We start from the raw sequence: 3,488 nt of genomic DNA, 5'->3' as shown, positions 1-3,488 counted from the left end.
GTGCTGCCCGCCCTGCTGCGCGCGGTGCGCCACCCGCCGGGAGCGGCGGCGGCGGCGCACCGCGCGCAGCAGGGCGGGCAGCACCGTGTCGGGCAGCCCCGCGCCCTCGCGCACGGCGGCGGCGGGGTCGTCCTCGCCGAGGGCCTCGACGACCTCGGGCGGGGTGCGCGAGAGCAGCCCCGGCAGGCCGGCGAGCTGCTCGACGGCGGTGCGGCAGGAGGAGCAGGTGCCCAGGTGCTGCTCGAAGGCGGTCCGCTCGGCCGGGGCCAGGGCGCCCAGCACGTAGGGGCCGGCGCTCGTCGCGAACGGGTGCTCGGCCGGGTGCCCGGGCACGCTCTCGTGCTCCATCAGCGGCTCACCCCCATCTCCTGCAGCGCCAGCCGCAGGTTCATCAGCGCGTAGTGGGTGCGCGACTTCACCGTGCCCGGGGGCACGCCGAGCACGCGGGAGGCCTCGGCCACCGAGCGGCCGCGGAAGTAGCACTCGCGCAGCACGGCGCGGTGCTCGGGCGACAGCCGCGTCAGGGCCTGGGCCACCACCCACTGCTGCAGGACCTGCTCGGACTCGTCGACGACGGAGCGCTCGGGCGGCTCGGCGGCCACCGTCTCGCGCCGCGAGCGCGCCGAGCGCGCCTCGTCGACGACCAGGTGGCGGGCGACGGTGAACAGCCAGCCGCGGGTGGAGCCGCGGGCCGGGTCGAGGGCCTCGGGGTGGCGCCAGGCGCGCAGCAGGGTCTCCTGCACCACGTCGTGGGCGCTGACGCGGTCCCCGGTCAGGGAGACCACGTAGCTCCACAGCGCACCGGCGTGCTCGTCGTGCAGCGCCCGCACGAGCTCCTCGTCGGCATCGGTCATCGGTTCGGCGTCCTCCTCCGTCGCTGACCCCACCACGAGGTGGGGGCGCGAACGGTTCGACGCGGGGGCGCCCCGGGGCCCCTAGGGTGCCGGGGTGGGCACGCCGAGCACTCCCGGGGGCTTCCCGCGCGCTCCCGTGCCGGTGCCCGAGCCGCTGCTGCGGGTCCTCGCCGAGCGGCTCGGGCAGGACCTCGGGCAGCAGCCCGGCGGCGCACCCGCGCCGGCCGAGGCGGTGGGCGCGCCGCAGGCGGTGTGGGTCAACCAGGCCGGCGGGAGCACCTTCCGGGTGCCCGTGCCCGGCGGGGCGCTCTTCGCCAAGTGGGCGCCGGCCGGCGCGCCGCTGGACCTGGCCGCCGAGGAGGCGCGGCTGCGGTGGGCGCGGGCGTGGACGCCGGTGCCGCAGGTCCTGGCCGCGGGCCGGGAGGCCGGCGGCTCGTGGCTGCTGACGCGGGGGCTGCCCGGCGAGAACGCGGTGCTGGCGCGCTGGCGGGCGCGCCCGCACGTCGCGGTGCCGGCCCTGGCGCGCGGGCTGCGCCGCCTGCACGAGGCGCTGCCGGTGGCGGGCTGCCCGTTCTCCTGGTCGGTGCAGCAGCGGCTGGCCGCGGCCGTCGGCGACGTGGGCGACCTGCGCCGGCCGCCGCCGGTGGACCGCCTGGTGGTCTGCCACGGCGACGCCTGCTCGCCGAACACGCTGCTGGACCCGGGGACGGGCGAGGCGTGCGGGCACGTGGACCTGTCCGCGCTGGGGGTCGCCGACCGGTGGGCCGACCTGGCGGTGGCGACGATGAGCGTGGGCTGGAACTACGGCCCCGGCTGGGAGGGCGCGTTCCTGGACGCCTACGGCGTGGCCCCCGACGCGGTCCGGACGGCGTACTACCGGGACCTCTGGAACGCAGGCCCCTGAGGGCGCGGGTACCGTCGCCCCCGTGAGCACCGGGACGCGCGACGACCTCCGCCACCTCCTGGGGCACCTGGCGTGGCCGCGCACGGTGGCCCCCCGCTTCGACCCCGACGCCGCGCCCGACGACCCCGTGCAGCTGTTCGTCACCTGGCTGGGCGACGCGGCCGCGGCCGGGGTGCCGGCCCCGCACGCCATGACGCTGGCGACGGTCGACGCGGCCGGGCGCCCGGACGCGCGCACGACGCTGCTGGAGGACGTCGACGAGTCGGCGTTCTGGGTGTCCGGTTCCACCACCAGCCCCAAGGGCAAGCAGCTGTCGCGGGTGCCGGTGGCGGCGCTGGTGTTCCACTGGCCGCTGCTGGGCCGGCAGGTGCGGGTGCGCGGCACGGTGCGCCCCGCCGACGAGGCCCGCACCTCCGAGGCCTTCGCGCGGCTGTCACCGGAGGCGCGCGCGGACGCCCTGGTGGACCGCCAGAGCGGTCCGCTGCACGACGAGGGGTGGCTCTCCGACGCGCTCGGCGACGCGGGGGACCTCGTGCGCCTGGAGCCGGAGGTCGTCGCCCCGACGTGGCGGCTGTGGGGCGTGGACGCCGGCCGGCTGGAGTTCTTCCAGTCCGCCGCCGACGGCCACCACCTGCGGCTGCGCTACTCGCGGCGCGTGGACGAGGGCAACACCTGCGGGTACGTCACGGAGATGCTCAAGCCCTGAGCGGGCTCCGCCGCGCTCAGGCCGTCGCGGCGCGGGCGCTGAAGCGGCCGCCGCGCCGCTCGACCTCCAGGGCCAGGCCGAAGGCGTCCGAGAGCGCCGGGGAGGTGAGGGTCTCCTCCACCGGGCCGGAGACGACGACCCGCCCGCCGCGCAGCAGCAGGGCGTGCGTGGTGCCGACGGGGATCTCCTCCACGTGGTGGGTGACCATCACGGGGGTGGGTGCGGCCGGGTCGGCGGCCAGCGCCGTCAGCCGCCGCAGCAGGTCCTCGCGCCCGCCCAGGTCCAGGCCGCCGGCGGGCTCGTCCAGCAGCAGCAGCTCGGGGTCGGTCATGAGCGCGCGGGCGATCTGGGTGCGCTTGCGCTCGCCGTCGCTGAGGGTGCCGAAGGCCCGGTCGGCCAGGTGCGCCACCCCCAGCAGGCCCAGCAGCTCCAGCGCGCGGGCCTCGTCGTCGGGGTCGTACTCCTCGCGCCAGCGGCCGGTCACCCCGTAGGCGGCGGTCACCACGACGTCGCGCACCCGCTCCGCGCGCGGGACGGCCGCGCCGAGGGCGGTGCTGGCCAGCCCGATGCGCGGGCGCAGCTCGAAGACGTCCACCCTGCCGAGGACCTCGCCGAGGACGCCGACGGTGCCCGAGGTGGGGAACAGCCGCGCGGCGGCCACCGACAGCAGCGTCGACTTGCCCGCCCCGTTGGGGCCGAGCACGACCCAGCGCTCGCCGTCGGCGACCTGCAGGTCCACGGCGTCGAGCAGCACGCTGCTCCCCCGCCGGACGGTGACCGCGGACAGGTCCAGCACGTCGCTCATGGAGCCCGACCCTAGCGAGGGCGGCGCGGCGGCCCGCCGAGGCCCCGGGCCGGGCGTCGTAGGCTTCCCGGCGTGCTGGACCTGCCCCGCTCCGCCCGGCTGGCCGCCTGGGGCACCGCCGTGCTGACCGGCACCGCGGGCCTGCGGGCGGCCGTGGCCGCCGTCGTGCGCGACGACGAGCCGCACGCCGTGCGCGTCGACGACGCACCGCCCCTGCCC

At 78.4% G+C, this 3,488-nt stretch carries 5 protein-coding genes; 2 read left to right on the top strand and 3 right to left on the bottom strand.

The window, feature by feature from the left end; translation table 11 throughout:
- Both GTQ99_RS21210 and GTQ99_RS21205 read right to left on the bottom strand, forming a co-directional pair.
- The coding region (locus tag GTQ99_RS21210) for an anti-sigma factor family protein (RefSeq protein WP_166617682.1) at positions 1-348 on the bottom strand (348 nt) is incomplete at its 3' end.
- Positions 348-854 carry a sigma-70 family RNA polymerase sigma factor gene (locus GTQ99_RS21205; RefSeq protein ID WP_166617681.1) on the bottom strand — a complete coding sequence of 169 codons (507 nt, stop codon included), beginning with the start codon at positions 852-854 and terminating at the stop codon, positions 348-350. The genes GTQ99_RS21205 and GTQ99_RS21210, both read right to left, overlap by 1 nt.
- A 94-nt stretch (positions 855-948) precedes the next feature.
- Between GTQ99_RS21205 and GTQ99_RS21200 the strand changes: the two genes are divergently transcribed.
- Together GTQ99_RS21200 and GTQ99_RS21195 are read left to right on the top strand one after the other, a co-directional pair.
- The gene (locus GTQ99_RS21200) at positions 949-1,758 is read left to right on the top strand and encodes a phosphotransferase (RefSeq protein WP_166617680.1); all 810 of its coding nucleotides are present in this window, start codon (positions 949-951) and stop codon (positions 1,756-1,758) included.
- 22 nt (positions 1,759-1,780) lie between these two features.
- Positions 1,781-2,464 carry a pyridoxamine 5'-phosphate oxidase family protein gene (locus GTQ99_RS21195; protein ID WP_166617679.1) on the top strand — a complete coding sequence of 228 codons (684 nt, stop codon included), beginning with the start codon at positions 1,781-1,783 and terminating at the stop codon, positions 2,462-2,464.
- 16 nt (positions 2,465-2,480) lie between these two features.
- Here GTQ99_RS21195 and GTQ99_RS21190 read toward each other — a convergent pair whose 3' ends face one another.
- Positions 2,481-3,269 (bottom strand): ABC transporter ATP-binding protein, encoded by a 789-nt coding sequence (locus tag GTQ99_RS21190; protein ID WP_166617678.1) that lies wholly within the window; start codon positions 3,267-3,269, stop codon positions 2,481-2,483.
- Between the last annotated feature and the right edge of the window lie 219 nt (positions 3,270-3,488).

The sequence above is a fragment of the Kineococcus vitellinus genome (assembly GCF_009906315.1).
In the GTDB taxonomy this organism is placed as follows: Bacteria; Actinomycetota; Actinomycetes; order Actinomycetales; family Kineococcaceae; genus Kineococcus; species Kineococcus vitellinus.
Note: the sequence above shows the minus strand (reverse complement) of the source record. Positions and strands in the feature narration are given on the sequence as shown.

Bases quoted from the DNA above. Each gene is read 5' to 3' on its own strand.
- GTQ99_RS21205 (WP_166617681.1), bottom strand. From the start codon at position 854: ATGACCGATGCCGACGAGGAGCTCGTGCGGGCGCTGCACGACGAGCAC.
- GTQ99_RS21190 (WP_166617678.1), bottom strand. From the start codon at position 3,269: ATGAGCGACGTGCTGGACCTGTCCGCGGTCACCGTCCGGCGGGGGAGC.